Below are 24,818 nucleotides of genomic sequence, written 5' to 3'. Positions count from 1 at the left end.
ACAAGGCGGCTTCGCGCCGTTTGCATCGATCTGACAGGAGCAGATCGATGACCAACATCTCAAGGGCGCTCGCAGTCTCGTTGCTGTCGAGCGCCTTTCTTTTGACGGCCACTGGCGCATACGCCCAGAGCAACACCACGCCGCCGACCACGGCGACGCGCCCCAGCACGCCGGACCAGAACTCCCTGCCCAACGCCAATGCCCCGCCCCCTTCGACCACCCAGACCACCGGGCAGAACAATCCCGATCCCAAGGTTCGCGAGATGAACCAGAAGGAAAAGGACAAGGTCGAGCGCGAGGGGAAATAGCGATCTGCGCATCGGCGTTTTGACGCCGTGATTATCGGCTCTACTTCTTCGCCGAAGCGCATCGATGTGCCCTCTCCCCTTGCGGGAGAGGGCAGCGACGCCGGTTGCCACGATCATGCTTGGGTGAGGGGTATGCCTGCGCGAGTCTCGCACATTGCGATGCGCGGATAGAACCCCTGATCCGGCGCTTCGCGCCACCTTCTCCCACAAGGGGAGAAGGGAAGACGCCGACGCAAAATGCGGCGGACGTTGCCGTCCGCCGCATTTGCCCCCTGACACTCCGCTTCTTTCGATCCGCCAGCGGAGCCTACTTCTTCAGCGCGAACACCCAGATCACGCCGCCCTGCGGCACGTTAGCTTCGATCCCGATATTGTTGGTCACGAGTGCATCCTGGATGCGCTGCGCATCCACGCCCCATCCCGATTGAATCGCGATGTATTGCGTACCGTCGATCTCATAGGACACCGGCATACCCATGATGCCGGAGTTGGTCTTCTGCTCCCACAGCAGCTCGCCACTCTTGGCGTTGAAGGCGCGGAAGTTGCGGTCGTTGGTGCCGCCCACAAAGACGAGATCGCCCGCGGTCGCCGTCACTGAGCCGAACAGCTGCGACTTGGGGAAGTTGTGTTGCCACATCTTCTTGCCCGTGACGGGATCCCAGGCCTGGAGCTCGCCGAAATGATCGGCACCCGGCTTCGTCTTCAGGCCTATGTCCTCCGGCTTGGTCCCGAGCCAGAGCTCGCCGGGCTTGAGCGGAACCTTCTCGCCGGTGAACCCGCCGCAGAAATTCTCGTTGGCGGGCACGTAGACGAGGCCGGTCTTCTGGCTGTAGGCCGCCGACGGCCAATCCTTGCCGCCCCACAGCGACGGACAGAATTCCACGCGCTTGCCGACCATCGGCTTGTGCGCGGGATCGACGATCGGCCTGCCACTCTCGGCGTCGATGCCCTTCCAGACGTCGGTGGAGACGAACGGCCAGCCGGCAACGTAGTTGATCTTGGTCGGCGTGCGCTCGAGTATCCAAAAGATCGCATCGCGTCCCGGATGGACCAGGCTCTTGATGTTGCGGCCGTCGCGTTGCAGGTCGATCAACATCGGCGCTTCGACCTCGTCCCAGTCCCAGGAATCGTTCTGGTGATACTGGTGATAGGTCTTGATCTTGCCGGTGTTCGGATCGAGCGCGAGCACCGAGGAGGTATAGAGATTGTCGCCGGGATGCATCTCGCCGGGCCACGGCGCTGCGTTGCCGACGCCCCAATAAATCGTCTTGGTCTCCTTGTCGTAATTGCCGGTCATCCAGGCCGAGCCGCCGCCGTTCTTCCAGTCGTCGCCCTGCCAGGTGTCGTGGCCGGGCTCGCCTTCGCCCGGAATGGTGTAGGTCCGCCACAGCTCCTTGCCGTCCTTGGCATCATAGGCGGCGACATAGCCGCGCACGCCGAACTCGCCGCCGGAGCCGCCAACGATGACCTTGCCGTCGACGACCAGCGGCATCAGGGTCATGTACTGGCCCTTCTTGTAGTCCTGCACCTTGGTGTCCCACACCACCTTGCCGGTCTTGGCGTCGAGCGCGACGACATGGTCGTCGGTGGTGGCGAGATAGAGCTTGTCCTCCCACAGGCCGACGCCGCGGCTGGTCGGATGCAACTGGAACAGGTCGTCGGGGAGCTGCCGCTTGTAGCGCCAATATTCGTCGCCGGTCTTGGCGTTCAGCGCGATCACCTGCCCCATCGGGGTCGCCACGAACATCACGCCGTTGTTGACGATCGGCGGCGCCTCGTGGCCCTCGACGACGCCGGTGGCGAAGGTCCAGACCGGCGTCAGGTTCTTCACGTTGGAGGCGTTGATCTGGTCGAGCGGGCTGTAGCCCTGCCCGTCATAGGTCCGCCGGTAAAGCATCCAATTGGCGGGCTCCGGATTTTCCAATCGCTGCGCGGTAACAGGAGAATAATTCTCGATCGGGCCTGATACGGCGGCGGTCGAGGCAAGAGTCGATGCAAGACACGTGAAGGCGACGAAGCCGGACAGTAACCACTGCTTCCTGGTCATGGCGTTCCCCTTTTTCATCCGTTTGAATTCTTGTTTTGAATTCTTGTCGTTCGTCCCGTCGTCCGCCCATCGGCGGATGCGGTCTCTCGTGACGCGGGCACAACCCGCACGCCCATCATCCCGGCTGCGCGCCACCTACCTTTCCGATGAAGTTTCCGGCGACGCTGAGCGAGCCGTCAGCCAGCGTCAGCGGCAGCGCAGCGAGCCGTCGCGGCGCCGGCCCGAATACGACCTGCGCGCCCGCGCGAGGATCGTATTCGGAGTTGTGGCACATGCATTTGAGCACTTCCTTGTCGCCGACATCGCTCTTCACCCAGGCCGTGACCGGACAGCCGGCATGCGAGCAGATTGCCGAATAGGCAATGATGCCGTCGACAGCGCGCGCTTTCGTCTGCTCGTCGAGCTCGGCGGGATCGAGCCGGATGATCAGAATCTCGTTGAGGCGCGAGGCGCTGCGCACGACCGACGTCTTCGGATCTTTCGGCCAGGCATGCACCGGCGGTCCGCCGGCCGGCAGAGCGGCCGCGGTGACGGGCTTTCCCTCCTGATCGCCTTCGGAGAATACGAGCAGATCGCCTTTCTGAGGCCGCTCGTCGGAGCCAGGCGCATCCTCGCCCGCTTGGACCTGCTTGGAACAGGCGAGGCACGCCGTGGTGGCCAGCGCACTCATCAGGAGCGCCCGCCGGGTTTGCGCCCTGCAGGCGTCAGCTTCGGATTCCGCTGTGTTGTCGGAGGATGAAGAGGATGTGTTGAACGATGCACGCGACATGCGTGCAAGCAGGCGCTGGAACTCTGCCGAAAAAAAGGCAGAGATTTTTTCCCGCAGTGCATCAATACAGCTTTGCTCGCACTGATTGAACGCGAACAGGCGCATTTGCGCGCATATTTTGAATTGCAACGTCACGCTACGCGACCGGCATGATGATTTTGCAGATCAGGTCAATGCTGTCGGTATTGGTGCAATGGGCCGACGCTCGGCGCGATCGTAGCGAGATCAGTGCGGCTTGTGCATTTCTCAGGCAGGCATTCTGTATTCTAGGAGCGGAGCACGTGGCGCGGCGAAGCGATGCGACCGGCCAAGGTCGCCGACGCCATCTCGAAGCTGTCGGCGATGCGGCGCGCCCTGTCGATGAACAGAGCGGCTGCCTGCGGCGGGCAGACCTCGCGCGCGGTCTGTTCGAACAGATCGAGCCAGCGGTCGAAATGATCCCCGACGAGGCTCAGTGGCACATGCGCCCGCATCGGCGAGCCGTGATAGCGGCCGCTCATCAGCACGACCGACGACCAGAAATCCCGGAGCTTGGCCAGATGCTCGTCCCAATTCTGCACGACCGCGAACACCGGCCCCAACAGCTCATCCTCGCGCACGCGTCCGTAGAAGCGGGTGACGAGTTCCCCGATCATCTCTTCGGTGATCCCCGTGCGCTCGATTGCATCCTGGGTCAGCAAATTCCGCCGCGCGGCCGCAGCCTCGCGCTCGGCCTTCAGTCGATCCGACATATCCCTTGTTATCCGTTCTGTTGTTCCCGCAGGGCGCCCGTTCGACATTGTCGGGCCGATTGCGCGCGGCGTCTTTGTCGCAGCGCAAATCGCGGGGTCTGGCGGCGAGCACTCAACACCCGCCGCCCGCGCTATTGTCAGGCGCTGTAGGTGTAGAAGCCCTGCCCCGTCTTGCGGCCGAGATGGCCGGCGTCGACCATTTCCCTGAGCAAGGGGGCCGGACGGTATTTGGGGTCGTTGAAGCCTTTGTAAAAGACCTCCATCACCGACAACATAGTGTCGAGCCCGACGAGATCGGCGAGCGCCAGCGGCCCGATCGGATGGTTGCACCCGAGCTTCATGCCGGCATCGATCTCTTCCGCCGTCGCAATCCCCTCCTGAAGCGCGAAGATCGCCTCGTTGATCATCGGGCACAGGATGCGGTTGACGGCGAAGCCGGGGCTGTTCTTGGCCGTGATCGCCACCTTGCCGACGCGCTTGGCGAAATCGAGCGCCTTGGCGTGGGTGTCATCCGAGGTCTGCAGGCCGCGGATCAGCTCCAGGAGCGCCATCACCGGAACCGGATTGAAGAAGTGCATGCCGATGAAGCGGTCGGGGCGGTCGGTCGCTGCGGCGAGCTTCGTGATCGAGATCGACGAGGTGTTCGTGGCGAGCAGCGTGCGCGGCGACAGCGTCGCACAGAGATCCTTCAGGATCTTGACCTTGAGTTCCTCGTTCTCGGTCGCGGCCTCGATGACGAGGTCACAGTCGACGAGCTTGGCGCGGTCGGTGGTGCCGGTGATGCGCTTGAGCGTGGCGTCGCGATCGCCCGCCGACATCTTCTCCTTTTTGACCAGACGCTCGAGGCTGCCGCCGACCGTCGAAATCCCGCGGTTCACCGCCGCATCGGAAATATCGACCATCACGACCGAAAGCCCGGCCGCGGCACAAATCTGCGCGATGCCGTTGCCCATTGTCCCTGCCCCGATGATGCCAACGGTTTGGATCATTGCCTCAAATCCTTCATCCTTGCGGACGTGCCATACCGGCCCCGTCCCATTGTTCCTGGATCAGGGTCTAGCACCGCCCCCGGCCGGGTGCGACCCGATCCTGTCCTTCCTTAAAGCATCCAAGGCGGGAATAAAGCCGCCTTCCGGTCGCGAAACGGCATGATTTCGCGCCCCGGCCCGTTTGGCCCGGCCTATCTGCGGCATCCCTTGCCCCGGGAGCCGGGCTCGCGGCGGTAACGGCTTAACCGAGACGAAGCACCTTGCCCGGATTCATGATGTTCTTGGGATCGAGCGCCCGCTTGATCGTGCGCATGATGTCGAGCTCGGTCCGGGAGCGATAGTGCTGGAGCTCGTCGAGCTTCTCGATGCCGATGCCATGTTCCGCCGAGATCGAGCCGCCCATCGAGGTGATGAGGTCGTTGACGGCCCGTGTGATCGCCGCGGAATACTGGGAGAGCGTATCGCGGTCCATGCCCTTCGGGCCCATGAAGGAGAAGTGTACGTTGCCGTCTCCGATGTGGCCGAGCGGATAGGGGCGGATCGCGGGCAAGATTGCGAGCACGGCCTCGAGACCGCTGTCGATAAACTCGGGAATCCTGGAGACCGCGACCGACACGTCGTAGCTCAAGCCCGGACCTTCGGTGCGCGATGCCTCGGCGACAGCCTCGCGAATCCGCCACATGTTGCGCGACTGCGCTTCGGTTTGCGCGATCACCGCATCCAGCACCCGGCCCGCCTCGAGTTGGTCGGCCAGGAACTGCTCCATCCTGTCCGACATGCCTGTGCCGCCGTCCTGCCGTGGCCTGGCCGACGACCATTCGAGAAGGAGATACCATTCGGTCTGAGCCTTGAGAGGATCCTGGGTGCCGGGAATGTGGCGCAGCACCATGTCGGTGCACGCACGGCTGATGAGCTCACACGAGCCGACATTGTCATCGGAAGCGGCATGCGCCTCCGACAGCAGGTCGATGGCTGCCTTGGGATCGCGAATCGCAAGCCATGCCGTGCACACGTCTTTCGGCGCCGGCCAGAGTTTCAGCACCGCCTTGGTGATGATGCCGAGCGTCCCTTCGGCCCCCATGAACAGATGCTTGAGGTCATAGCCGGTGTTGTCCTTCTTGAGTGCGCGCAGGCCGTCCCAGATATCGCCGTTAGACAGCACGACTTCGACACCCAACACCAGATTTCGCGCATTGCCATAACGCAGCACCTGCACGCCGCCGGCATTGGTGGACAGATTGCCTCCGATCATGCACGAGCCCTGAGCACCCAGGCTGAGCGGAAAGAGGCGATCGTGGCGCGCAGCTGTGTCCTGAAGCGTCTCGAGAATGCAGCCTGCCTCCACGGTCATGGCATAGCCGACGGGATCGACATTCAGCACCTGGTTCATGCGACCGAGCGACAGCACGATGCCGCGGTGCATGGGCCACGGCGTGGCACCGCCCATCAGGCCGGTGTTGCCACCTTGCGGAACGATGGCAATGCCGTTGTCGTAGCAGAGCTTGGCGACAGCGGAGACTTCCGCGGTGCTGGCCGGACGCACGACCGCCGCGGCCTGCCCCGCCAGTTCGCCGCGCCAGTCGGTCACGAAGGGCTGTTTGTCTTGCTCATCCAGGATCAGGCCTTTGTCGCCGACGATGGTCCGCAAGCGGTCGAGAACGGCTGACGTCACGGGCGCGGTCGGAATCGAGGGAGCGGTGGGAAGGGCTGCACCCGGCATGTGTTCCTCTCTTTTCGGCCGTTCAGCGCCTTGGGGCGCGCCAGCCTTCGTTCTTGTTTTCATTCTGGGCGGTGGTGCGACGACCCTAGCATAGGGGTCGCGCTTGCGGGAACGTCCCCGGCAGTAAGCCTCGTGCGGATTTGCCCGGAATGCTGAACGCAGGTGCACTTCCGCCGAGCTCCCGCATACCCTACTGTGCCCGATGAAATTCGGATTGGAGATCATGAGCCGTTTCTGGAGTCCGGTCGTCCACACGCTTTCGCCCTACGTTCCCGGGGAGCAGCCGAAGCAGGACGGCAGCGTCAAGCTCAATACCAATGAGAACCCCTACCCGCCCTTGCCGCGCGTGCTGGCGGCGATCGCATCGGCCGCGGAGCGGCTGCGCCTTTATCCCGATCCGCGCGCAACGCGCCTGCGCGAGGCGATCGCGGCCCATTGCGATGTGGCGCCGGAGCAAGTGTTCGTCGGCAACGGCTCCGACGAGGTTCTGGCCCACACCTTCCAGGCTCTTCTGAAGCACGACATGCCGCTTCTATTCCCCGACGTCACCTACAGCTTCTACCCCGTCTATTGCGGCCTCTATGGCATAGCGCATGACGAGGTACCGCTCGATCGTGCGATGAGGATCGATATCTCCAACTACAGGCGACCATCGAGCGCCATCCTCCTCTGCAATCCGAACGCGCCTACCGGCATCGCGCTTCAGCGCGACGCAATCGCATCGCTGCTGGCCGAACAACCGGACCGGCTGGTGGTGGTGGACGAGGCCTATGCCGATTTCGGCGCCGAGAGCGCCGTGCCACTGGTTGCACGCCACGACAATCTGCTGGTCATCCAGACCTTCTCGAAATCGCGCTCGCTCGCTGGCCTGCGGGTTGGTTTTGCCATCGGCCAACGACCGCTGATCGAAGCGCTGGAACGGGTGAAGGACAGCTTCAACTCCTATCCCGTCGATTGCCTCGCGATCGCCGGCGCCGTTGCCGCGATCGAGGACGACGGCTGGTTCAGAGAGACTCGTACCCGTATCATCGCAAGCCGCGAAACCCTGGCCCGTGACCTCAGACAACTCGGCTTCGAGGTGTTGCCGTCGCTCGCCAACTTCGTCTTCGCGCGCCATCGAAACCGGAGCGGAGCCGATCTCGCGGCAGCGCTTCGCCAGCGTGGCGTTCTGGTGCGGCATTTCGGAAAGCCGCGCATCGAGGACTTCCTGCGCATCACGGTCGGAACGGAGGCCGAGTGTGCCCGGCTTGTTGAAGTGCTGCGCGGCTTGATCTGAGCCCCGACGGTCCCTGCATCGGCCAACGTCAAACGATGGGGCCGAACGCCACCTCGTGCCATGCCGCGCGAGGCTTTGATTTCCAGTCAAATTCGGGTTACCAAACCGCTCCGCCGCCGACTTGCACGACGATGCCCTCGGGGAAATATACGTGAAACACCTCCGCAGTCCCGGAATCGACGCACCCGAGACATCGTGGCGGGCGCCGAAGCTTAGGCACGGATGAACGACTTCGCGCGATCCGTCGGCGCCGCATTCACGCTGATCGGCGAGGCCGACGCAGAGCTTCTGGGCATCGTCGGACTGTCGGTGCGTGTCAGCCTGACGGCCAGCATCGTCGCGCTTCTGATCGGGGCGCCGTTGGGGGCGCTGCTTGCGATCACCCGGTTCCGCGGGCGGCAGGTCATCATCGTCCTGACCAATGCCTTGCTTGGTCTTCCGCCGGTCGTGGTGGGGCTCGCCCTTTATCTTCTCCTGTCGCGGTCCGGCCCGTTCGGGGCGGCCGGCCTGTTGTTCACGCCGACGGCCATGGTGATCGCGCAGGCGCTGCTCGCCACACCGATCGTGGTCGCACTGGTGCACCGGCCGGCGAGCCTGCTGTGGGCGGAGTATGGCGACCTGGCGCGGATCGACGGGCTGTCAACGCTGCGCAGGATCGGCTTGCTGTTCGCGCTGGGCCGGACCTCGCTGCTGACGGCTTTTCTCGCGGCCTTCGGGCGCGCGATTGCCGAGGTTGGCGCCATCCTCATCGTTGGTGGCAACATCCGCGGTTTCACGCGCACGATGACGACGGCGATCGCGTTGGAGACCAGCAAGGGCGACCTGCCGCTGGCGCTCGGGCTCGGGCTGATCTTGCTCGCACTCAGCGTCGCAGTGTCGACCGTCGCCTTCCTTCTAGTGGGACGCGTTGGGGAAAAATAGCTGCTCGCCGCCGACCTTATAGCCGGCAATGGCCTCCTGCCCCTTTGAAGAGATCAGCCAGTCGATGAAGGCCTGCCCGTCCCGCGCCTTCACGTTCGCATGCTTGGCTGGATTCACCAGCATGACGCCGTACTGGTTGAACAGCCGCTTGTCGCCTTCGGTCAGGACGGCAAGGTCGCCGCGGTTCTTGAACGACAACCAGGTACCGCGGTCCGACAGCAGATAGGCATTCGACGACGAGGCCATGTTCAGCGCCGGGCCCATGCCCTGGCCGATCTCGCGATACCAGCCGTCTTTGCCGGCACCGAGGTCGATGCCGGCCTCCTTCCACAGCCGCAGCTCGGCCGCGTGCGTGCCGGACTTGTCGCCGCGCGAAATGAACGGCGCCTTCGCGGCGGCGATCTTGCGCAGTGCCTCGGCCACGTCCTTGCCGCCGGCGATCTTCGCGGGATCGCTCTTCGGCCCGACAATGACGAAGTCGTTGTACATGACGTCGAAGCGCTTCACGCCCTCCCCTTCGGATATGAACTTGTCTTCGGCAGGCCTGTCATGGACGAACACGACGTCTGCATCGCCGCGCCGTCCGATGTCGAGCGCCTGGCCCGTGCCGACGGCCACGACCTTCACATCGATGCCTGCGGCCTTCGAGAACAGCGGCAGCAAGTAACCGAACAGCCCCGACTGTTCCGTCGACGTCGTCGAGGCCACGGTGATGGCGCGCTCCTGCGCGATTGCGATCGTGGACCAGAGCAGAACCGCTCCGAGAGTCAGTATCCTTTTCATGCCTCGTCCTTACACCAGATGCCGGATGTTCCAAACTCTACCGTCGATAGAGCCGTACAGGGAACCCTGACAAGCGCCGCAACGCGCCTGGTCATGACTCGCGGCGCTCCCCGGTGAGGAACGTCCGCTCCGCGCGTAAGTTGTGCCCAAGTCAACCCAGGAGGAAACCAGATGAAGAAGCTCATTTTGGCATCCGCGTGCATCATGGCGCTGGCGACCGGCGGCGCCACCGCGCAGACACAACCCGCCCCCGGCGCATCCGGCCAGGGCGACGTTGGCCCCTCGTCGCGGGGCCCCGCGACCAAGGGCATGACGACCGGCACGTCGTCGAACATGCAGAACGAGGCCGCCGACAGCAAGGGCAAGCAGACTCCGTCGGCCGGTGGCACCAACACGAACAACATGGGTAGCCAGGCCGGCGGCGGCGCAGGCTCCGGCTCCGGCTCCGGCGCCGGAAAGTAGGCCGGTATCGATTGAAAATCCTGGAGAGGGGGCGATCGTCCCCTCTCCAGAAGCCTACGTACGTGCCGTCAAAGCTTGTCGACGTCATGTGCGGAGGTGTTGGTGTCGAACGAAGCGTATTGGCGGGGCCGCACCTTGCTTACAGTCACGCCGGCAAAATCGCAGCCGCGCGCTCTGAAAGCGCGGATGTTCTGCAATTGGTCCCACCCACATTGACATCAGTGTGACAGCCGGGGATTTTTACATTGCTGGCGAATCAGCGATGGCCTCAAGCCGAGTACCTCTTGGACAACTCCCTGTGCTTTCGAGACTGATATCGTTGCTGCGCCGCATCCCCGCGGTGAAATGGGCGTTCACCCGGCTTCGCCCCGCGCCGCATGGCGGCAGCATCGACGTCGCGCCTGATGCCGTAGACGCCTCACCCGCCATTGTTGCCGAAATTGCACAAGCCGCCCCGGCTATCGACACTACCATTGGCGCGGATACCTTGAACTCCGACGCGGCGGTCGCGGCTTCAGCCGCCGAAGACGACACCGCCAGCCTTATTATCGCGGAGAGCCCGTCGGAAGCGCCAGCCGATGTCACCGGCAGCGACGAACCATCCCGGGAGACGGGGGCGGACGTCGAGCCCGTCGTTGTGGAGGAAGCGTCGGTCGCGACCATCGACGTCGTGCGCGAGCCGGTCGACGTCCCCGTACTCATCATCAACAGCGATCCATCTCCCGAACTCGCGGCCGACCTTGAGCCTGTTGTCGTGGAGAAGGCCTCGTCTGCCGAGGTCGAGTTGGAGGTCGTCCCGGTCGATGCCCCCGCTCTCGCTGTCAACGAGGAGCATTCCTCTGCCATCGACGTGGATACTTGCTCAACTCTCGACGACACGTGTGTCGCGTTCGCCGATCGCGGCATCTCGCCGGAGCATGTCCCTGAAGACAGCATCGACAGCGATCCGTCCCCCAGCGGCGCGGACGTCCTCGCCGACACGCCCAGCGTCGTCACGGATGTTGCGCCGGAGCCGGCCCTCGTGTCTCCGGCTCCGGACATCCCGAGTGCACCGAAAGCTCGCGCGAAAGCCGCAGAACCCGCCGACCGCGCCGCGCTGATCCGGCAGCGCTGGGCGGAGACCGGGATCAGGATGTGGAATCCCCGCCTCTACGGCGCCGGTGATGCCACGCTGAACATCCAGGGAAGCGTCGGGCTGTTGCCGCCCGGGCTCGGCGAGACGATGCCGCGCTACGACAAGCTGGAATTCCGGATGCTCGGCGGACAGATCGTCTGCGAGGGCGTGATTGTCGAAGCACCCGCGCATGCAAGCCAGCGCAGTTTTACGCGGCTGGCCGAGCCCGGGAAACCCGACCGGGTCCGCGAACCAATGCGGGAACGCCAGGCCGCTCTCGCCTGACCCTTTTTTTCCCTGCGACGACCAGCCCATATGCTAGGCTCACGCCCTGAATTTGGGAGATCGCATGCCCGTAAAATCATTGCGACTGGTCGTGATTGCCGCCCTCTGCGTCTCGCAAGGAGCCTTTGCCGCATCCAGTAAACGGCCGCACCATGCGCCGGCTACCGATCAGGCCTCACCCTACAAAGCCGACCGCCTCTCCTCTTCGCGCGGAGAGACGATCCTCAACACGCCCGGCCAAGCCACCGTGCTGACGCGAGAGATCCTCGACGACAAGCACGCGACGAGCCTCAAGGACGCCATGCGTTCGACCGCCGGCGTGACGATCGGGCGCTAGGCCACTTTCGCTCAGGGGATAGGATAGCCCTTCCAGACCCACTCCAGCGCCGACGGAAGCGTCTGCGCGATCGTGGGGCGGTCGACGTGCTTGGCATTGCGCACGAACAGAAACTGATAGTGGTAGCCCTTCTCGGCCAGCACCTTGGCCATCAGCGCGTTGGAGAGGGTCCAGTCGTGCATGCCGTCGGGGATGGTGGGGTTCGGATAGAACAGGTCCTGGTCGCCGCCGAAGAACCAGAAACGGATCGGCTTGGTCGGCGCAGCGACGATCAGCGGCACGCCGGGCGGCTCGGCCGGCGTGAGCACGCCCGCCTTGGAGATGAGGTTGGGTGTGGCCGGCCCCGTCCATGCGCTGTGATATTCCCAGGCGCCGCCACGTAGCGACGGGTCATGCGGCCATTGCTGGTTGACCATGGTCGGCGAGAACGCCAGCACGCGGCGATAGAGATCGGGATAGAACCACGCCATGGTGAAGGCTGCCACGCCGCTCGAACTCAGCCCCATGGTCGCACGCCCGTCGGGATTTCTGGTCAGCTTGACGTCGGCGTTCTTTTCGACCAGCGGCAGCACTTCACGCTCGACGAACTGCGCGTAGGCGCCTGACACCGCGTCATATTCGCGGCCGCGCTGACTGCCCTGCGCGTCCTGCCCGCCATTGCCGATCTGGATCGCGATCATCGGCGGCACGCGGCGCTGCGCGATCAGATTGTCGAGCGTGACGGCGAGATCCTTGTAGGCGTTCGAGCCGCCGTCGCCGACCACGATGAACGGCGCCTCGCTGCCGCGCACATATTGCGCCGGCACATAGACGTCGATGGTGCGCGACCAGACGCCGGGATGGCTGGTGGTCACGATCATGTGCGACTTGTCATCCGGCGCCGTAACGGTCGTCATAATGGAGGAATTGGTGCAGCCGGCAAGATCGTCGCGGATCAGACCCGGATTGTAGATGGTGCTCTCCTTCGACGACAGCGTGAAGGATTTTGTCGTCCCACGCGGCACGCCCTCCTTCGCGATCGTCTCCGGCGCAGGATTGTGGGTGGGACCGATGATGAAATTGCCCTCGGCACCCGGTGGCGGCAGCGTTCCGTCAGGAAGCTCAGTGGCACGCGGATAGTTGGGATTGGAGGGATCGCGCGTCGGAGGTGTCGTCTTGAAATCGAGACCCGCCGTATCGATAAAGAACGGGCCCGTCTTGTCGACGGTGTTGGCCCCAGGCGGCACCACCATGTTCTGGGTGACGCAGGCCGGCTGCGAGAAGGCAATCGATGTGGAAGAGACGAGGGAAATCAGCGTCCCCGCAACAACGGAGAATGAATTGATCATTTGAGCTCCCGGTGTTGACGAGTCTTTCTGGCTCGCCTTGGCGCAAAGTATGACGAGCCGCCTGCGCGCGGTCAAACCCCAGCCGGCCGCATTGCAGCTATGGCCGCCATGCTCAAATCGGACAGGGAGGGTTATTCCGCGCACTGTCACGAAATTACGGGACACGTGGCGCTCGAGAAAACAGCGATCGTCTCGCGCTATCTTCACCTCTCCTTCTCCGGGGGAGAGGTGAAGCGGCCATGCCGGCTCGCACCGTTGTCGGTGCGACAATACGTTGCGCCGCGCATATGGTTAGCAGAGCGTAGCCGCTACTTATGCAGGCTCTTTCAGCCAATCACCGCGCTTCCGCCGCCGGATATCGTTAACGCGGTCTCACCGGTGCGCGGATCGAGAAGATCCGCGGCGCGTCGAACCTCTCGCGAGGACGCCAATCTAACGCCCCCTTTACCCCCGCCGTGCAAGATCGCCCGCGTTTTGAGGGAATTCAGGGCTGATATTGCAATGCCTGTCACCAATTTGAAGTCTCATCTAGCTGCCGTTGTAGAGCTGTTTCGCGTGCCGGCCGACAATCCGGAGCTGATGCGGGCGCAATTCGACGCGTTCTCAAAACAGATCCCACTGCTCTATTTCATCCTGATCACCAACACGATCGCGGTGGCTTATACCTATGTGCCGCTGGCACCGGCTTCGCTCAGTATGATCGTGCCGGCCGTGTTGATCGCGGTGACAGGCTTTCGCACATTCTGGTGGCTGCGCCAGCGCGGTGTCGTCCGCAACGATGCCGACATCCTGCGCAACCTGCGCCTCACCAACTGGATTGCAGCGCCGATCGCGGCGGGTTTTACTCTCTGGTCGTTTGCCCTGTATCCCTACGGCGATGCTTTCGCCAAGAGCCAGGTTGCCTTCTACATGGCGGTGACCGTGATCGGCTGCATCTTCTCGCTGATGCATTTGCGTTCGGCGGCACTGATCGTGACGCTGGTCGTCGACGTGCCCTACGTGCTGTTCTACTTCGCGACGGGCGAACCGACGCTGGAGGCGATGGCCGTCAACAATCTGCTGGTCACCGGTGCGATGGTCACGGTGCTGTTCATCTACTATCGCGACTTCGCCGACCTTGTCGCGAGCCGCAAATCGCTGCTGGCGCAGCAGGCGGCCACCCAAGCCCTCTCGGACGAGAACTTCCGCCTCGCCAATCTCGATTCCCTCACCGAGTTGCCGAACCGCCGCCGTTTCTTCGCCGAGCTGTCGAGCGCATTCACCGATGCCGAGCGCAGGAACGTTCGCGTCGCGGTCGGGATCATCGACCTCGATGGCTTCAAGCCGATCAACGACAATTATGGCCATTTGGTCGGCGACCGCGTTCTGATCGAAGCGGGCCGGCGCATCCGCGAGGTCTGCGAGGGCTTCGGCCCGCAGCGAGTGGAATTCGCCAGGCTCGGCGGCGACGAGTTCGGCCTCGTCGTGTGCGGCGACCCTGACGATGCGGATCTGATGCGGCTCGGCGAACGCATCGGTGACCGGGTCAAGCTGCCCTACCAGCTCGACACCGCCCATACCGGGCTGCTCGATCGGCTTCGCGCTATTCCCGCAATCGGCAACGACGGCGGAAGCGCTCTATGAATGCGCCGACTATTCCCTCTATCATGCCAAGCGCCATCTGCGCGGCCGCACCGTGATCTTCTCGAGCGAGCTCGAGGCCGAGATCCGCAGCCGCGGCGTCATCGAGAATTTGCTGCGCACCGCCGATTTCAGCACCGAGATGGACCTGGTGTTCCAGCCGATCGTGGACGCCATGAGCGAGCACACCGCCGGCTTCGAGGTCCTGGCGCGCTGGCGCAGCTCCCGCCTTGGCCTGGTTTCGCCGGCCGACTTCATTCCGGCCGCCGAGCGCATCGGCCTGATCCGGCCGCTGACGCAGGCGCTGCTGGTGCGCGCGCTCGCGACGGCCAAGACCTGGCCCGACCATATCCGTCTGTCGTTCAACCTGTCCGCCCACGACGTCTGCTCGCCCGAGGGCATCCTGCCGCTGATCACCATCATCGAGAGGAGCGGGCTGCCGCCGCACCGGATCGATTTCGAGATCACCGAGACCGCCGTTACCTTCGATTTCGTACGCGCACAACAATCGATCGCGGCATTGAAGGCGATGGGCTGCGGCATTTCGCTGGACGATTTCGGCACCGGCTATTCCTCGCTGAGCCACGTGCATTGGCTGCCGCTCGACAAAATCAAGATCGATCGCAGCTTCATCGCCGACGTCAACGACAATGCAGTGAGCCACAAGATCATCAAGTCTCTCACGGGCCTCTGTGACGACATGGAGATCGCCTGCGTGGCCGAGGGCGTAGAGACCCGCGCTCAGCTCGATACCCTGCGCCGGCTGGGATGCGACTTCATCCAGGGTTACTACTTCGCAAAGCCCATGCACGGCGACGCGATCGACGAGTATCTCGCAAAGGAACGCCAGCGCCTCAGCGGCGCCGGAGCCAGGGTCGTGGCCTAAAGTCAGACCGCGCAGTAGCGCTCCTGGATGTCCTTGTCCGCCAGCAGCGCCGCGGCGCTGCTTTGATGCACGACTTCACCCTGATCGATGATCACGGCACGGTCGGCGAGCCGCAGCGCCCATTCGACGTTCTGCTCGACCAGGAGCAGCGTCTTGCCCTCGTCGCGCAGGCGACGGAACAGCACGCCCATCTCCTCGACCAGGACAGGCATGATGCCTTCCGATGGCTCGTCGAGCAGAAGCATCTTCGGCTTCGCGATCAAGGCGCGTGCAATCGCCAGCATCTGCTGCTCGCCGCCCGACAGCGTGACACCCTCCTGGTCGAGACGCTCCTTCAGGCGCGGAAAAGTCTCGGCGATCTCGTCGATCGCCACGCGTTCATCGATGTCGCTTCCTGCCGCGACGAGGCCGAGACGAAGGTTCTCGCGCACGGAGAGACCGGGGACGATGCGGCGCTCCTCGGGAACGTAAGCCAGGCCGAGATGGAAGCGCTGATGGGCGCGCAGCTGCAGAAGCTCCCGGCGCGCAAAGCGCACGCGACCTGTCGCCTTGGGCATCAGGCCCATCATCGACCGCAGCGTGGTGGTCTTCCCGGCTCCGTTGCGACCCACAAGGGCAACGACCTCGCCGGGCTGGACATGCAAGGAAATGCCGTGAAGGACGTGGCTCGCCCCATACCAGGCGTGGAGATCCCTGATTTCGAGCAGTGCGGTCTCAGCCATAACCTTCACTCTGTCCGAGATAGACCCGGCGTACCTCCGGATTGCTCCTGATCTCATCGGGTGCGCCGTCGGCAAGCAGGCGGCCATGATGCAGCACCACGACGCGCTTGGATAGGCCCAGCACCATCTTCATCTTATGCTCGACGAGAAGCACGGTGCGCTTCTCGGCGAGCCGTTCGAGGAGCGCGACCATGTCCTTTGTCTCTTCCGGCCCCATGCCGGCGGTCGGCTCGTCGAGCAGAAGCAACTCCGGCTCCGAGACCAACGCGATCGCGATCTCCAGCGCGCGTTGCTGGCCATGCGACAGGAGCTTCGCCAATTCGGCGCGCCTGCCCAGCAGCCCGACTGCGTCGAGTGCAACATCGGCGCGAGCATGGAGTTCTGTTAGTCGAGCGCGGTTGCGCCAGATGTCGTAGCTCACGGTCAATGCCTGCGCCGCCACGCGGACGTTCTCGTGCACGGACAGGTCCGGGAAGATGTTTGTGATCTGGTACGAGCGCGAGATGCCCTGATGCACGAACCGATGCTGCGGCAGACCGTTCAGCTCGCGTCCTCTGAAATGCAGCTTGCCTGACGTCGGTGTCAGCGCGCCGGAGAGGATGTTGAAGAACGTGCTCTTACCGGCGCCGTTCGGCCCGATGATCGAGGTGAGCTGTCCGGCCGCAAAAGACACGGTGATGCCTTCGAGCGCGACGAAGCCGCCGAAGTGCTTGCCGATCCCCTCGGCACGAAGCAATTCGCCGCTCATGGCCGCGCCTTTCCGACACCCAATGTGTCGAGCAGCGTGCCCCAGATGCCCTTGGGGAGGAACAGCACGAACAGGACGAAGATCGCGCCGACGAAGAGCTGCCAGTGTGGAGTCCAGACCGAGATGACGTCCTCCAGGATCAGGAACGCCGCCGCGCCGACGAACGGCCCGAAGAAGCTGCGCGCGCCGCCGAGCAGCACCATCATCACGATCATCCCCGAGGTCTGGTAGTGCAGGATGTCGAGCGGCACGATCGACAGATGTAGCGCCAGCATGCAGCCACCGAGCGAGGAGATCGCGCCCGACAGCATGAACACGATCAGCTTGCTGCGCTCGACGTGATAGCCGCAGGCCCGCGCCCGCTGCTCGTTCTCGCGGATTGCCTCGATCACGGCGCCGAAGGGTGAGTTCAGGATGCGCGACTGGAACCACATGGCCAATGCGGCGAAGACCATCAGCACATAATATTTGTTGACGGGGTCGAGGAAATTGACGGGGAGGCCGAACAGGCTGATGCGATCGACGGTAAAGCCGCGCAGGCCATTCTCGCCACCGGTGAAGGACGAGGCCTGGAGCGCCACATAATAAACGAGCTGTGCCAGCGCAAGCGTCACCATGGAGAAGTAAATGCCGCGGGTGCGCGTCGAGACGATGCCGATCGCGGCGGCGAGGCCGGTGCTGAGCAGAACGGCGATCGGCACCGCGGCGAACCAGGGCACGCCGTAACGACCGATCGCAATGCCGGTGAAGTAGGCGCCCGCGCCGAAGAAGGCGGCCTGGCCGAACGACAACAGCCCGGTGTAGCCGAACAGCAGATTGTAGCCCATCACAACGACGCCGTAGATCAGGACGTTGACGGCCAGCGCCTGGGACGGCAGCAGCCACGGCAACACGGCCAGCACCGCGATGGAGAGCAACACGCGTTGGTCGAGAAGCCGGCCGAGCCCGCTGGACGACGGTTTGGCGACCGCTTCGCCGCTCGATGGTGAGGTCACGCGGTCCTCCCTCTGATGCCGAACAGGCCCTGCGGACGGATCAGCAGCACCACGGCCATCAGCGCGAACATGACGATGGTCGCCATCTCCGGCGCGAACAGCGCGACCAGGCTGATGGAGATGCCGACCATGAGGCCTGCGATCACCGCCCCGACGATCGACCCGAGGCCGCCGATCACGGTCACCACGAAGGCTTCCGCCAGCACCAGCGATCCCATCTCCGGATTGACGCTGCGCATGGGACCCGCGAGCACGCCCCCGAGCGCGGCCAGCCCAACGCCGAGTCCGAAAATCGCGAGCCAGACCCGGCCGATGTCGACACCGAGCACCTGCATGATGGTGGGATCGCGGGCCCCTGCGCGCACGATCAAGCCGATTCGGGTCTTCTCCAGCGTCAGCCAGAGCACCAGGAGCACCACCGCCACCAGCGCAATGACGAACAGGCGGTAGCGCGGGAAGAATCCGATCCCGAGATCGAGCACACCGATCAGCTGCGGCGGGGTCGGAAACGGGATGCCGTCGCTGCCGAACACGATCCGCACGCCCTCGACCAGGATGTAGCTGAGGCCGAAGGTAAGCAGCAGCGGATCGTCGATCGAGCGCCCATAGAGCCTGCGGATCAGGACGAACTCGATCAGCATGCCGAAGCCGCCGATCAGGATGGGAGCGAGCAGCAATCCCCACCAGAAGCTTCCGGTGAGAGACGCCAAATACAGCCCCGCATAGGCCCCGATCATGAACAGCGCGCCATGGGCGAAATTGACCACCCCGAGCATGCCGAACACGATCGTCAGTCCAAGCGCAGTGATCACCAGGACCGCCCCAAGGGCGATCCCGGAAAGAAGCTGCATGATGATCAGCGACAGGTCCATTGCCCAGGCTTCAGGTCGCGTGGCCCAGCTCGCTGCAACTGCGCAGCATGTCGTCGGAACCCGTGTCGTTGGCGAGAATGGCGAACAGATCGTTGTCGTTGGCCATGGCGGACTTCTTCTTGGACTCCAGCACCAGCACTGGCTGCACCGACTGGTGGTCGCATTTGCGGTAATGCTGCGGACCCTTGGTCAGGTCGTATTGCAGCTTCTCCAGGGCATCGACCACCTTGTCCGTATCGGTGCCACCCGCGGTTTGCATGGCCTGCAAAAGCGATCCGACGCCGGAATAGCCGTAGGCGCCGTAATCGGTCGGGATCGCGCCGCCATTGGCTGCCTTGAAGGCGCTGTTGAAAGCGGCGGCGGACTTGCTCTGCGTCTCCAGGCCCCAGTAATAGTTGGCGCCGCCGACCACGCCCTCGAACACGTCCGGGCCGACCGCGAGCCGCTGGTTGTGCAGGATCACGGGCACGACGATCTTCATCTGCTGCTTGACGCCGAAGTCCACCGCTTGCTTGATCGCATTGGCCTGGTCGCGGCCGAAATTGGAGATGCAGAGCACGTCCGGCCGCATCGACATCAGGCGCGGCATGAAGGTGGAATAGTCGGCAGCGCCAAACGGATGCAGTATCTCGCCGACATTGTCCGCGCCGATCGCTGCCTGCGCGCGCTTGAAGCCGCGCAGCATCTCGTGGCCGTAGGCATAATCGGCGACGAGATGGGCAACCTTCATGCCCTTCTTCAGGGTCTGCCGTGCCACGGCGGCGGTCGTCATGTGCGGGTTCAGCGCCTCATGGAAGGTGAATTTACTGAAATCCTTGGCCTCGTTGATGGTGTCGGACTGGCTGATCGAAACGTAGATCACGCCGCGGGCGCGGGTGACTTCGTTAACCGCGAGTTGCACAGCGCTGGAAAGCGCGCCGACCACGGCATGAACCTTGTCCTTCTCGATCAGCTCCAGCGTACGGGTCGCGGCCTCACCGGCATTGAGCTTGTCGTCGCGCACCAGCAGCTCGACCTTGCGGCCCCCGATGCCGCCCTTGTCGTTGGCGAGCTTGACCGCAAGCTCGGCGCACTTGACCTGGTCGCGCGCTTCCGCGGCGAACGGGCCGGTCAGCGGGGTTGGAAAGCCGATGCGGATCGTTTCGTCCGCGGCGCGGCCGAGCCGCGGCATGGCGAGCAGTGCCGCGCTTGCCGAGAGACCGGCGAGCGCGGTGCGGCGGGAAATTTTCGAGGTCGGACCGAACTTAGGCATCATTTCCTCCAACTATCTTTTTCCTAGAATCGCTTCAGGGCTTTCAGGACTCTTGCGGGCGTGATCGGGATGGAATTGATCGTCGCATCGAACGGTGTGAGCGCATCGTTGACGGCGTTCAGCACACAGGCCGACGCCGCCGCCGTCCCCGCCTCGCCGCACCCCTTGGCGCCAAGCTCCGTGTCGGCGGTCGGTGTCTCGACATGGGCGATGACGATGTCGGGCATCTCCATCGGCATCGGGACGAGGTAGTCGGCGAGCGAGCCGTTCACGAGCTGGCCGGTCTCGCTGTAGCGGCACTCCTCGAACAGCGCCGCGCCCAGTCCTTGCACGATGCCGCCGCGGAGCTGCTCGTCCACCAGCATCGGATTGATGACCCGGCCACAATCCTCGACGATGAAATGCTTCAACATCTTGATGAAGCCGGTCTCGACGTCGACCTCCAGCGAACAGCCCTGGATGCCGTTGGTGAAGGCGAAAGGATAGCCCTGTGGCGCGAAGTGCTGGCTCACGGTGAGCTGAGCCTGCGTGCCCGGCGGCAGCGTATCGGAACGGAAATACGCAATGCGCGCGATCTCGGAGACCGACATCCGCTGATTTCGCGTGCCGGCATCGACGATCTCGCCATCGATGATGTCGAGTGCCGATGGCTGCTCCTGGAGGATGAGCGCGGCAATTTCCAGGATGTTGCGCCTGAGCGCGCGCGTAGCCTGGAGCGCGGTCTCGCCGCCGATGCCGGCGCCACGGCAGGCCCAGGTCGCCCCGCCATGCGGCGTCACCTCGGTATCGCCGGTGATGACCTTGACGTGCTCCTGCGCGACGCCGAGCTGATCCGCGACGATCTGACTGACGATCGCCTCGGTGCCCTGCCCCTGCTCGGTGACCGAGATAAGGCAGCGCACTTCGCCTGATGGCGTCAGGCTGATGATCGCACCGTCCTGTGAGGAGATACGGGCTCCGCCAACGCCATAGAACGCGGGACTTGGATTGGTGATCTCGACAAAGGCCGCGATGCCGATCCCGCGATAGACGCCGCCCTTGCGCAACTCTGCCTGCTCGGAGCGCAGCGCATCATAATCCATCATCTCGTGCAGCCGCTTCAGGCAGGCCTGATGCGACAGCGCCTCGAAGCGGTAGCCGGTCGGGGAGGTCTGCGGATAGGAATCGTCGGCGATCAAATTCTGCGCTCGGATCGCGAAGGGGTCGAGACCGACCTTCACCGCGGCCATGTCGACCAGCCGCTCCGTGACGGCGCAGGCGATGGGATGGCCGACCGCGCGATACTGGCTGGTCTGCACCTTGTTCTGGAAGATCACCTCGAGCGTCGCGCGGTAGTCCTTGAAGCGATAGGGCGCGCCAATCAGGCGGATGACCTGGTTGCCCTCCACCACGCTAGTACGCGGATAGCTCGAAAATGCCCCGATCGCGGTCAGGTCCAGCACGTCCATCGCCAGGATCTCGCCCGTGCCATCAAGCGCCATCCGGGCGCGGACGCGGTGGTCGCGGGCGTGGATGTCGGAGACAAAGGATTCGATGCGGTCGGCAACGTATTTGACGGGACGGCCGAGCAGGATCGAAAGGCCGACCACGGCCATGTCCTCGTGATAGACATGCAGCTTCATCCCGAAGGAGCCGCCGATATCGGTCGCGATCACGCGAACGCGGGCCTCCGGGATGCCGTAGTGGCGCGAATAGAGGTCCTGGAATTGATACGGCGTCTGTGTCGCGTGGTGCACGGTGAGCGCACCTGCTGCGGGATCGTAGTCGGCGACGATGGCGCGCGGCTCCAGGGTCACGGCCGTATGGCGTCCGAAACAGAATTCCTCTCCCACCACATGGGCCGCATGTGCAAAGGCGTCGTCGACGCTGCCGTTGTCGAGCTGGCTACGGAAGCAGACGTTGTTGGCACTGCCCGGATTGATCAGCGGCCCGCCGGCCTCACGCGCGCTGTCGATATCGGCGACGATGGGAAGGTCCTCGTAGTCGATCTCGATCAGCTCCAGCGCATCCTCGGCGATCGCGCGGCTCTCGGCAACGACTGCAACCACCGCCTGCCCGGCCCAGACCACGCGGTCGAGCGGCAGCGGCAATTGCGGTGCCGAGGTCATGCCCTTGAAATGGTCGAGCGTGCCGGTCCAGGGCGTGCAGATCTTTGCGAGATCGGCACCAGTCGCAACGAGATGCACGCCTTCGAGCGCGCTCGCCCGCCCGGCATCGATGGAGATGATCTTCGCATGCGCATGCGGGCTGCGCAGGAACGCGGCATACAGCATCCGCGGCAGCCTGAGATCGCTGACATAGCGCCCGCGCCCGGCGAGCAGCCGCTTGGCGTTCGGGCGCGGCACGGAGCGGCCGATATAGGAATTCGGGCGATCGAGCGAGGTCAGCGGCGCGCTCATGTCGGGCCTCCGCTTTCGCTTCGCGCTTTTGCCACGGCGTCGATCGCATCGACGATCGCTTCATAGCCGGTGCAGCGGCAGTAATTGCCCGACAGCGCATCGCGAATGTCCTCACGGCTGGGCCGCGTCACCTGCGAGAGGAGTTCGTGGGCGTTGACCAGCATGCCCGGGGTGCAAAAGCCGCATTGCAGAGCGTTGCGGCGGTGGAATTCGGCCTGGAGGTCGGCGATTACGCCGCTCTCGGTGAGCCCTTCGATCGTATCGATCCTGGCGCCGTCAGCCTGCACCGTGAACATCAGGCAGGCGTGTACGGCGCGGCCGTCGAGCTGCACAAGACACGCGCCGCAGGCGCCCATCTCGCAGCCGGCATGCGTGCCTGTCAGCTCGAGCACGTTGCGCAGGCAATCGACCAGCGTCTCGCGCGGCGCGACCTCGCAGGCGACCTTGCGGCCGTTGACGGTGAAGCGAACGCGCACGGTCTCGTCCGCATCATCCAGAAGGGATTCGTCGAAGCCGCTCATGCGCCCGCTCCGAGACGTCCGAGCATGCGTCCGAGCAATACGCGGGCGAGATGGAGCCGCATCGCCGGCGGCACCTCGTCGCCTTCAGGTGGTGCGAGATCACCTTCGAGCGCAGCCTGCGCTGCGGCGATGCGTTCAGCACCAAGGCTCGAACCGATGAGCGCAGCCTCTGTTCCCCTCACCCGCGTCGGCGTATTGCCGACGGAAAAGAACGAGATGCGTATGTCGACGATACGGCGGCCGGTGCAGGTCGCGAGCATACCGCAACCGACCAGCGCGTAGTCCCCGCGTCGCCGGGCCAATTCGTCAAACGCAAAGCGCTGATCGGCCCTGAACAGCGGGACGAAGACCGCGGTGATCAGCTCACCGGGCTGCAAAGCCGTCTCGAACAGGTCGACGAAGAAGTCGTCCGCCTTGACGCGCCGGCTGCCCGAAGAGCCGACAATCTCGATCTCGGCACCGAGCGCCAGCGTCATCGCCGGAAATTCGGAGGCCGGATCGGCGTGCGCGACACTGCCGCCGAACGTGCCACGGTTGCGGATCGCGGGATGGGCGACGAAGGGCGCAGCCGCATGCAACAGCGGCGCGAATTCGGCGATCAGCGGCTCGCTCAGCATCTCGCAATGGCGCGTCAGCGCGCCGATGCGCAAGAATGCGCCTTCACGCCTGACGCCGCGCAGCTCGGCAATGTGGGTGATATCGATCAGCAGCCGTGGCGCCTGCAGCCGCAGCGACAACGCCGGCACGAGGCTCTGACCGCCGGCGATGAAACGCGCATCGTCGCCGGCGCGCGCGTGAGCGTCCAACGCCTGGTCGATCGTCGCAGCGCGAAAATAGCTGAAAGCCCTCGCCTTCACCGCCGTTTCCTCGAATCCCTCGGCTCATCAGCCGGGACGCCAGATTTGTAACCATCTGGTCTCAAAATCCTGACACGCCGCCGGAAGCCGGTCAACAGGAAATGACCATTTGGTTACAAATGCGCGTTGGGCTATGAAGACAACTGGACGTGCGATTCAGCGACGAAATGGCCCGAAAAGCGCAGAAGACGAAGCGACCGGCCCGGAAGCGGGCCGAGACAGGCAGCAAGTCCGCGCCAAAGCGCCGCAACATGCGTGCGGCCGACCGCGAGCGCGCAATCCTGGACGAGGCAATCCGCTTCTTCGCCGAGCGCGGCTTCGAGGGGCAGACGCGCGAGCTCGCCAAGCGCCTGGGCATCACGCACTCCGCGATCTATCGCCACTTCCCGAGCAAGGAAGCGCTGATCGAGCGTGTCTACCAGGAGGTTTATCTCAGCCGCTGGTCGCCCGATTGGGGTCCGATGATCCGCGACCGCTCGCTATCGCTGGAGGCCCGGCTGACGCGCTTCTATCTCGACTATGTCGAACGCGTGTTCGAGTACAATTGGGTGCGGATCTTCGTCTTCTCCGGCATGAAGTCGTTCGGCATCACCGGCCGCTACCTCGACATCATCAGGCGCGAGATCATCGAGCCGGCGGCCGGCGAGCTGCGCCACGACCTGAAACTGCCCGAAGCAAAGACACATCCGCTCGGCGAGCGCGAGACCGAGCTGTTCTGGGGCCTCCACGGCCGCATTTTCTATCTCGCGATCCGCAAATTCATCTACGCGACGCCGATCCCGGCCGATCTCGACGCGATCGTCCGCGATGCAGTTCAGACCTTCATGGACGGCGCGAAGACGACCATGCCGAGGCTCCTGGCGCGCGACTGAGCCT

At 64.1% G+C, this 24,818-nt stretch carries 22 protein-coding genes and 1 pseudogene; 8 read left to right on the top strand and 15 right to left on the bottom strand.

All coding sequences use genetic code 11. The features are described 5' to 3' along the window. Positions 1-47 precede the first annotated feature (47 nt). Positions 48-308: a hypothetical protein gene (locus tag ABIC03_RS36840; RefSeq protein WP_354065540.1), complete on the top strand. Its 261-nt coding sequence runs from the start codon at positions 48-50 to the stop codon at positions 306-308. A gap of 307 nt (positions 309-615) precedes the next feature. Here the strand turns inward: ABIC03_RS36840 and ABIC03_RS36835 are convergent, their stop codons facing one another. The 5 genes from ABIC03_RS36835 to ABIC03_RS36815 all read right to left on the bottom strand — a co-directional run bounded on the left by ABIC03_RS36835 (position 616) and on the right by ABIC03_RS36815 (position 6,564). Next, a complete protein-coding gene (locus ABIC03_RS36835; RefSeq protein WP_354065538.1) occupies positions 616-2,355 on the bottom strand; it encodes a methanol/ethanol family PQQ-dependent dehydrogenase in 1,740 nt (579 codons plus the stop codon). 115 nt (positions 2,356-2,470) lie between these two features. Further along, the gene (locus ABIC03_RS36830) at positions 2,471-3,124 is read right to left on the bottom strand and encodes a QcrA and Rieske domain-containing protein (protein ID WP_354065536.1); all 654 of its coding nucleotides are present in this window, start codon (positions 3,122-3,124) and stop codon (positions 2,471-2,473) included. Positions 3,125-3,390: 266 nt separating this feature from the next. Next, complete coding sequence (locus tag ABIC03_RS36825) at positions 3,391-3,855, bottom strand: group III truncated hemoglobin (protein ID WP_354065534.1); 465 nt, start codon at positions 3,853-3,855, stop codon at positions 3,391-3,393. Positions 3,856-3,992: 137 nt separating this feature from the next. Next, a complete protein-coding gene (locus ABIC03_RS36820; protein ID WP_354065532.1) occupies positions 3,993-4,844 on the bottom strand; it encodes a 3-hydroxybutyryl-CoA dehydrogenase in 852 nt (283 codons plus the stop codon). Between the two features lie 241 nt (positions 4,845-5,085). Then, the gene (locus ABIC03_RS36815; protein WP_354065530.1) at positions 5,086-6,564 is read right to left on the bottom strand and encodes an FAD-binding oxidoreductase; all 1,479 of its coding nucleotides are present in this window, start codon (positions 6,562-6,564) and stop codon (positions 5,086-5,088) included. A 223-nt stretch (positions 6,565-6,787) separates the two neighbouring features. Here ABIC03_RS36815 and hisC point away from each other — a divergent pair, with 223 nt between their 5' ends. Together hisC and ABIC03_RS36805 are read left to right on the top strand one after the other, a co-directional pair. Next, positions 6,788-7,840: a histidinol-phosphate transaminase gene (gene hisC / locus ABIC03_RS36810; protein WP_354065528.1), complete on the top strand. Its 1,053-nt coding sequence runs from the start codon at positions 6,788-6,790 to the stop codon at positions 7,838-7,840. Between the two features lie 222 nt (positions 7,841-8,062). Then, on the top strand, positions 8,063-8,761 hold the full coding sequence (locus tag ABIC03_RS36805) for an ABC transporter permease (protein WP_354065526.1): 699 nt from the start codon (positions 8,063-8,065) through the stop codon (positions 8,759-8,761). Here the strand turns inward: ABIC03_RS36805 and ABIC03_RS36800 are convergent. After that, a complete protein-coding gene (locus ABIC03_RS36800; RefSeq protein WP_354065524.1) occupies positions 8,735-9,544 on the bottom strand; it encodes an ABC transporter substrate-binding protein in 810 nt (269 codons plus the stop codon). The genes ABIC03_RS36805 and ABIC03_RS36800 overlap by 27 nt on opposite strands. A gap of 171 nt (positions 9,545-9,715) precedes the next feature. Between ABIC03_RS36800 and ABIC03_RS36795 the strand changes: the two genes are divergently transcribed. The 3 genes from ABIC03_RS36795 (at position 9,716) to ABIC03_RS36785 (ending at position 11,742) form a co-directional block, all read left to right on the top strand. Continuing rightward, a complete protein-coding gene (locus tag ABIC03_RS36795; RefSeq protein ID WP_354065522.1) occupies positions 9,716-10,006 on the top strand; it encodes a hypothetical protein in 291 nt (96 codons plus the stop codon). Positions 10,007-10,325: 319 nt separating this feature from the next. Next, positions 10,326-11,405, top strand: coding sequence for a hypothetical protein (locus tag ABIC03_RS36790; RefSeq protein WP_354065520.1), 1,080 nt, complete (start codon positions 10,326-10,328; stop codon positions 11,403-11,405). Between the two features lie 64 nt (positions 11,406-11,469). Continuing rightward, complete coding sequence (locus ABIC03_RS36785) at positions 11,470-11,742, top strand: Plug domain-containing protein (protein WP_275173244.1); 273 nt, start codon at positions 11,470-11,472, stop codon at positions 11,740-11,742. Positions 11,743-11,753: 11 nt separating this feature from the next. Here ABIC03_RS36785 and ABIC03_RS36780 read toward each other — a convergent pair whose 3' ends face one another. After that, positions 11,754-13,070 carry an alpha/beta hydrolase gene (locus ABIC03_RS36780; protein WP_354065517.1) on the bottom strand — a complete coding sequence of 439 codons (1,317 nt, stop codon included), beginning with the start codon at positions 13,068-13,070 and terminating at the stop codon, positions 11,754-11,756. A 501-nt stretch (positions 13,071-13,571) separates the two neighbouring features. Between ABIC03_RS36780 and ABIC03_RS36775 the strand changes: the two are divergent. Further along, positions 13,572-15,576, top strand: a pseudogene (locus ABIC03_RS36775) (putative bifunctional diguanylate cyclase/phosphodiesterase). 2 nt (positions 15,577-15,578) lie between these two features. Here ABIC03_RS36775 and ABIC03_RS36770 read toward each other — a convergent pair. The 8 genes from ABIC03_RS36770 to ABIC03_RS36735 are packed head-to-tail and all read right to left on the bottom strand — an operon-like array spanning position 15,579 to position 23,942. Continuing rightward, positions 15,579-16,298 carry an ABC transporter ATP-binding protein gene (locus ABIC03_RS36770; protein ID WP_354065515.1) on the bottom strand — a complete coding sequence of 240 codons (720 nt, stop codon included), beginning with the start codon at positions 16,296-16,298 and terminating at the stop codon, positions 15,579-15,581. Next, on the bottom strand, positions 16,291-17,046 hold the full coding sequence (locus ABIC03_RS36765; protein WP_354065513.1) for an ABC transporter ATP-binding protein: 756 nt from the start codon (positions 17,044-17,046) through the stop codon (positions 16,291-16,293). Before ABIC03_RS36765 ends, ABIC03_RS36770 begins: the two co-directional genes overlap by 8 nt. Further along, positions 17,043-18,041 carry a branched-chain amino acid ABC transporter permease gene (locus ABIC03_RS36760; RefSeq protein ID WP_354065511.1) on the bottom strand — a complete coding sequence of 333 codons (999 nt, stop codon included), beginning with the start codon at positions 18,039-18,041 and terminating at the stop codon, positions 17,043-17,045. Before ABIC03_RS36760 ends, ABIC03_RS36765 begins: the two co-directional genes overlap by 4 nt. Then, positions 18,038-18,913, bottom strand: a complete 876-nt coding sequence (locus tag ABIC03_RS36755) for a branched-chain amino acid ABC transporter permease (RefSeq protein ID WP_354065509.1) — start codon at positions 18,911-18,913, stop codon at positions 18,038-18,040. The genes ABIC03_RS36760 and ABIC03_RS36755 overlap by 4 nt, the downstream gene beginning before the upstream one ends. A gap of 10 nt (positions 18,914-18,923) precedes the next feature. After that, positions 18,924-20,165, bottom strand: a complete 1,242-nt coding sequence (locus ABIC03_RS36750; protein WP_354065507.1) for an ABC transporter substrate-binding protein — start codon at positions 20,163-20,165, stop codon at positions 18,924-18,926. 23 nt (positions 20,166-20,188) lie between these two features. Then, a complete protein-coding gene (locus tag ABIC03_RS36745) occupies positions 20,189-22,564 on the bottom strand; it encodes a xanthine dehydrogenase family protein molybdopterin-binding subunit (protein ID WP_354065505.1) in 2,376 nt (791 codons plus the stop codon). Beyond that, a complete protein-coding gene (locus tag ABIC03_RS36740; protein WP_354065503.1) occupies positions 22,561-23,085 on the bottom strand; it encodes a (2Fe-2S)-binding protein in 525 nt (174 codons plus the stop codon). Before ABIC03_RS36740 ends, ABIC03_RS36745 begins: the two co-directional genes overlap by 4 nt. Next, on the bottom strand, positions 23,082-23,942 hold the full coding sequence (locus ABIC03_RS36735) for an FAD binding domain-containing protein (RefSeq protein ID WP_354065501.1): 861 nt from the start codon (positions 23,940-23,942) through the stop codon (positions 23,082-23,084). The genes ABIC03_RS36740 and ABIC03_RS36735 overlap by 4 nt, the downstream gene beginning before the upstream one ends. 251 nt (positions 23,943-24,193) lie before the next feature. Between ABIC03_RS36735 and ABIC03_RS36730 the strand changes: the two genes are divergently transcribed. After that, the gene (locus ABIC03_RS36730; protein WP_027519406.1) at positions 24,194-24,814 is read left to right on the top strand and encodes a TetR/AcrR family transcriptional regulator; all 621 of its coding nucleotides are present in this window, start codon (positions 24,194-24,196) and stop codon (positions 24,812-24,814) included. Positions 24,815-24,818 lie beyond the last annotated feature (4 nt).

Source organism: Bradyrhizobium sp. RT6a (assembly GCF_040547675.1).
Classification (GTDB): Bacteria; Pseudomonadota; Alphaproteobacteria; order Rhizobiales; family Xanthobacteraceae; genus Bradyrhizobium.
The sequence above is the reverse complement of the archived record's forward strand: the minus strand, read 5'-3'. Positions and strand labels throughout refer to the sequence as shown.

Bases quoted from the DNA above. Each gene is read 5' to 3' on its own strand.
- ABIC03_RS36840 (WP_354065540.1), top strand. From the start codon at position 48: ATGACCAACATCTCAAGGGCGCTCGCAGTCTCGTTGCTGTCGAGCGCC.
- ABIC03_RS36835 (WP_354065538.1), bottom strand. From the start codon at position 2,355: ATGACCAGGAAGCAGTGGTTACTGTCCGGCTTCGTCGCCTTCACGTGT.
- ABIC03_RS36830 (WP_354065536.1), bottom strand. From the start codon at position 3,124: ATGTCGCGTGCATCGTTCAACACATCCTCTTCATCCTCCGACAACACA.
- ABIC03_RS36825 (WP_354065534.1), bottom strand. From the start codon at position 3,855: ATGTCGGATCGACTGAAGGCCGAGCGCGAGGCTGCGGCCGCGCGGCGG.
- ABIC03_RS36820 (WP_354065532.1), bottom strand. From the start codon at position 4,844: ATGATCCAAACCGTTGGCATCATCGGGGCAGGGACAATGGGCAACGGC.
- ABIC03_RS36815 (WP_354065530.1), bottom strand. From the start codon at position 6,564: ATGCCGGGTGCAGCCCTTCCCACCGCTCCCTCGATTCCGACCGCGCCC.
- hisC (WP_354065528.1), top strand. From the start codon at position 6,788: ATGAGCCGTTTCTGGAGTCCGGTCGTCCACACGCTTTCGCCCTACGTT.
- ABIC03_RS36805 (WP_354065526.1), top strand. From the start codon at position 8,063: ATGAACGACTTCGCGCGATCCGTCGGCGCCGCATTCACGCTGATCGGC.
- ABIC03_RS36800 (WP_354065524.1), bottom strand. From the start codon at position 9,544: ATGAAAAGGATACTGACTCTCGGAGCGGTTCTGCTCTGGTCCACGATC.
- ABIC03_RS36795 (WP_354065522.1), top strand. From the start codon at position 9,716: ATGAAGAAGCTCATTTTGGCATCCGCGTGCATCATGGCGCTGGCGACC.
- ABIC03_RS36785 (WP_275173244.1), top strand. From the start codon at position 11,470: ATGCCCGTAAAATCATTGCGACTGGTCGTGATTGCCGCCCTCTGCGTC.
- ABIC03_RS36780 (WP_354065517.1), bottom strand. From the start codon at position 13,070: ATGATCAATTCATTCTCCGTTGTTGCGGGGACGCTGATTTCCCTCGTC.
- ABIC03_RS36770 (WP_354065515.1), bottom strand. From the start codon at position 16,298: ATGGCTGAGACCGCACTGCTCGAAATCAGGGATCTCCACGCCTGGTAT.
- ABIC03_RS36765 (WP_354065513.1), bottom strand. From the start codon at position 17,046: ATGAGCGGCGAATTGCTTCGTGCCGAGGGGATCGGCAAGCACTTCGGC.
- ABIC03_RS36755 (WP_354065509.1), bottom strand. From the start codon at position 18,913: ATGGACCTGTCGCTGATCATCATGCAGCTTCTTTCCGGGATCGCCCTT.
- ABIC03_RS36750 (WP_354065507.1), bottom strand. From the start codon at position 20,165: ATGCCTAAGTTCGGTCCGACCTCGAAAATTTCCCGCCGCACCGCGCTC.
- ABIC03_RS36745 (WP_354065505.1), bottom strand. From the start codon at position 22,564: ATGAGCGCGCCGCTGACCTCGCTCGATCGCCCGAATTCCTATATCGGC.
- ABIC03_RS36740 (WP_354065503.1), bottom strand. From the start codon at position 23,085: ATGAGCGGCTTCGACGAATCCCTTCTGGATGATGCGGACGAGACCGTG.
- ABIC03_RS36730 (WP_027519406.1), top strand. From the start codon at position 24,194: ATGCGTGCGGCCGACCGCGAGCGCGCAATCCTGGACGAGGCAATCCGC.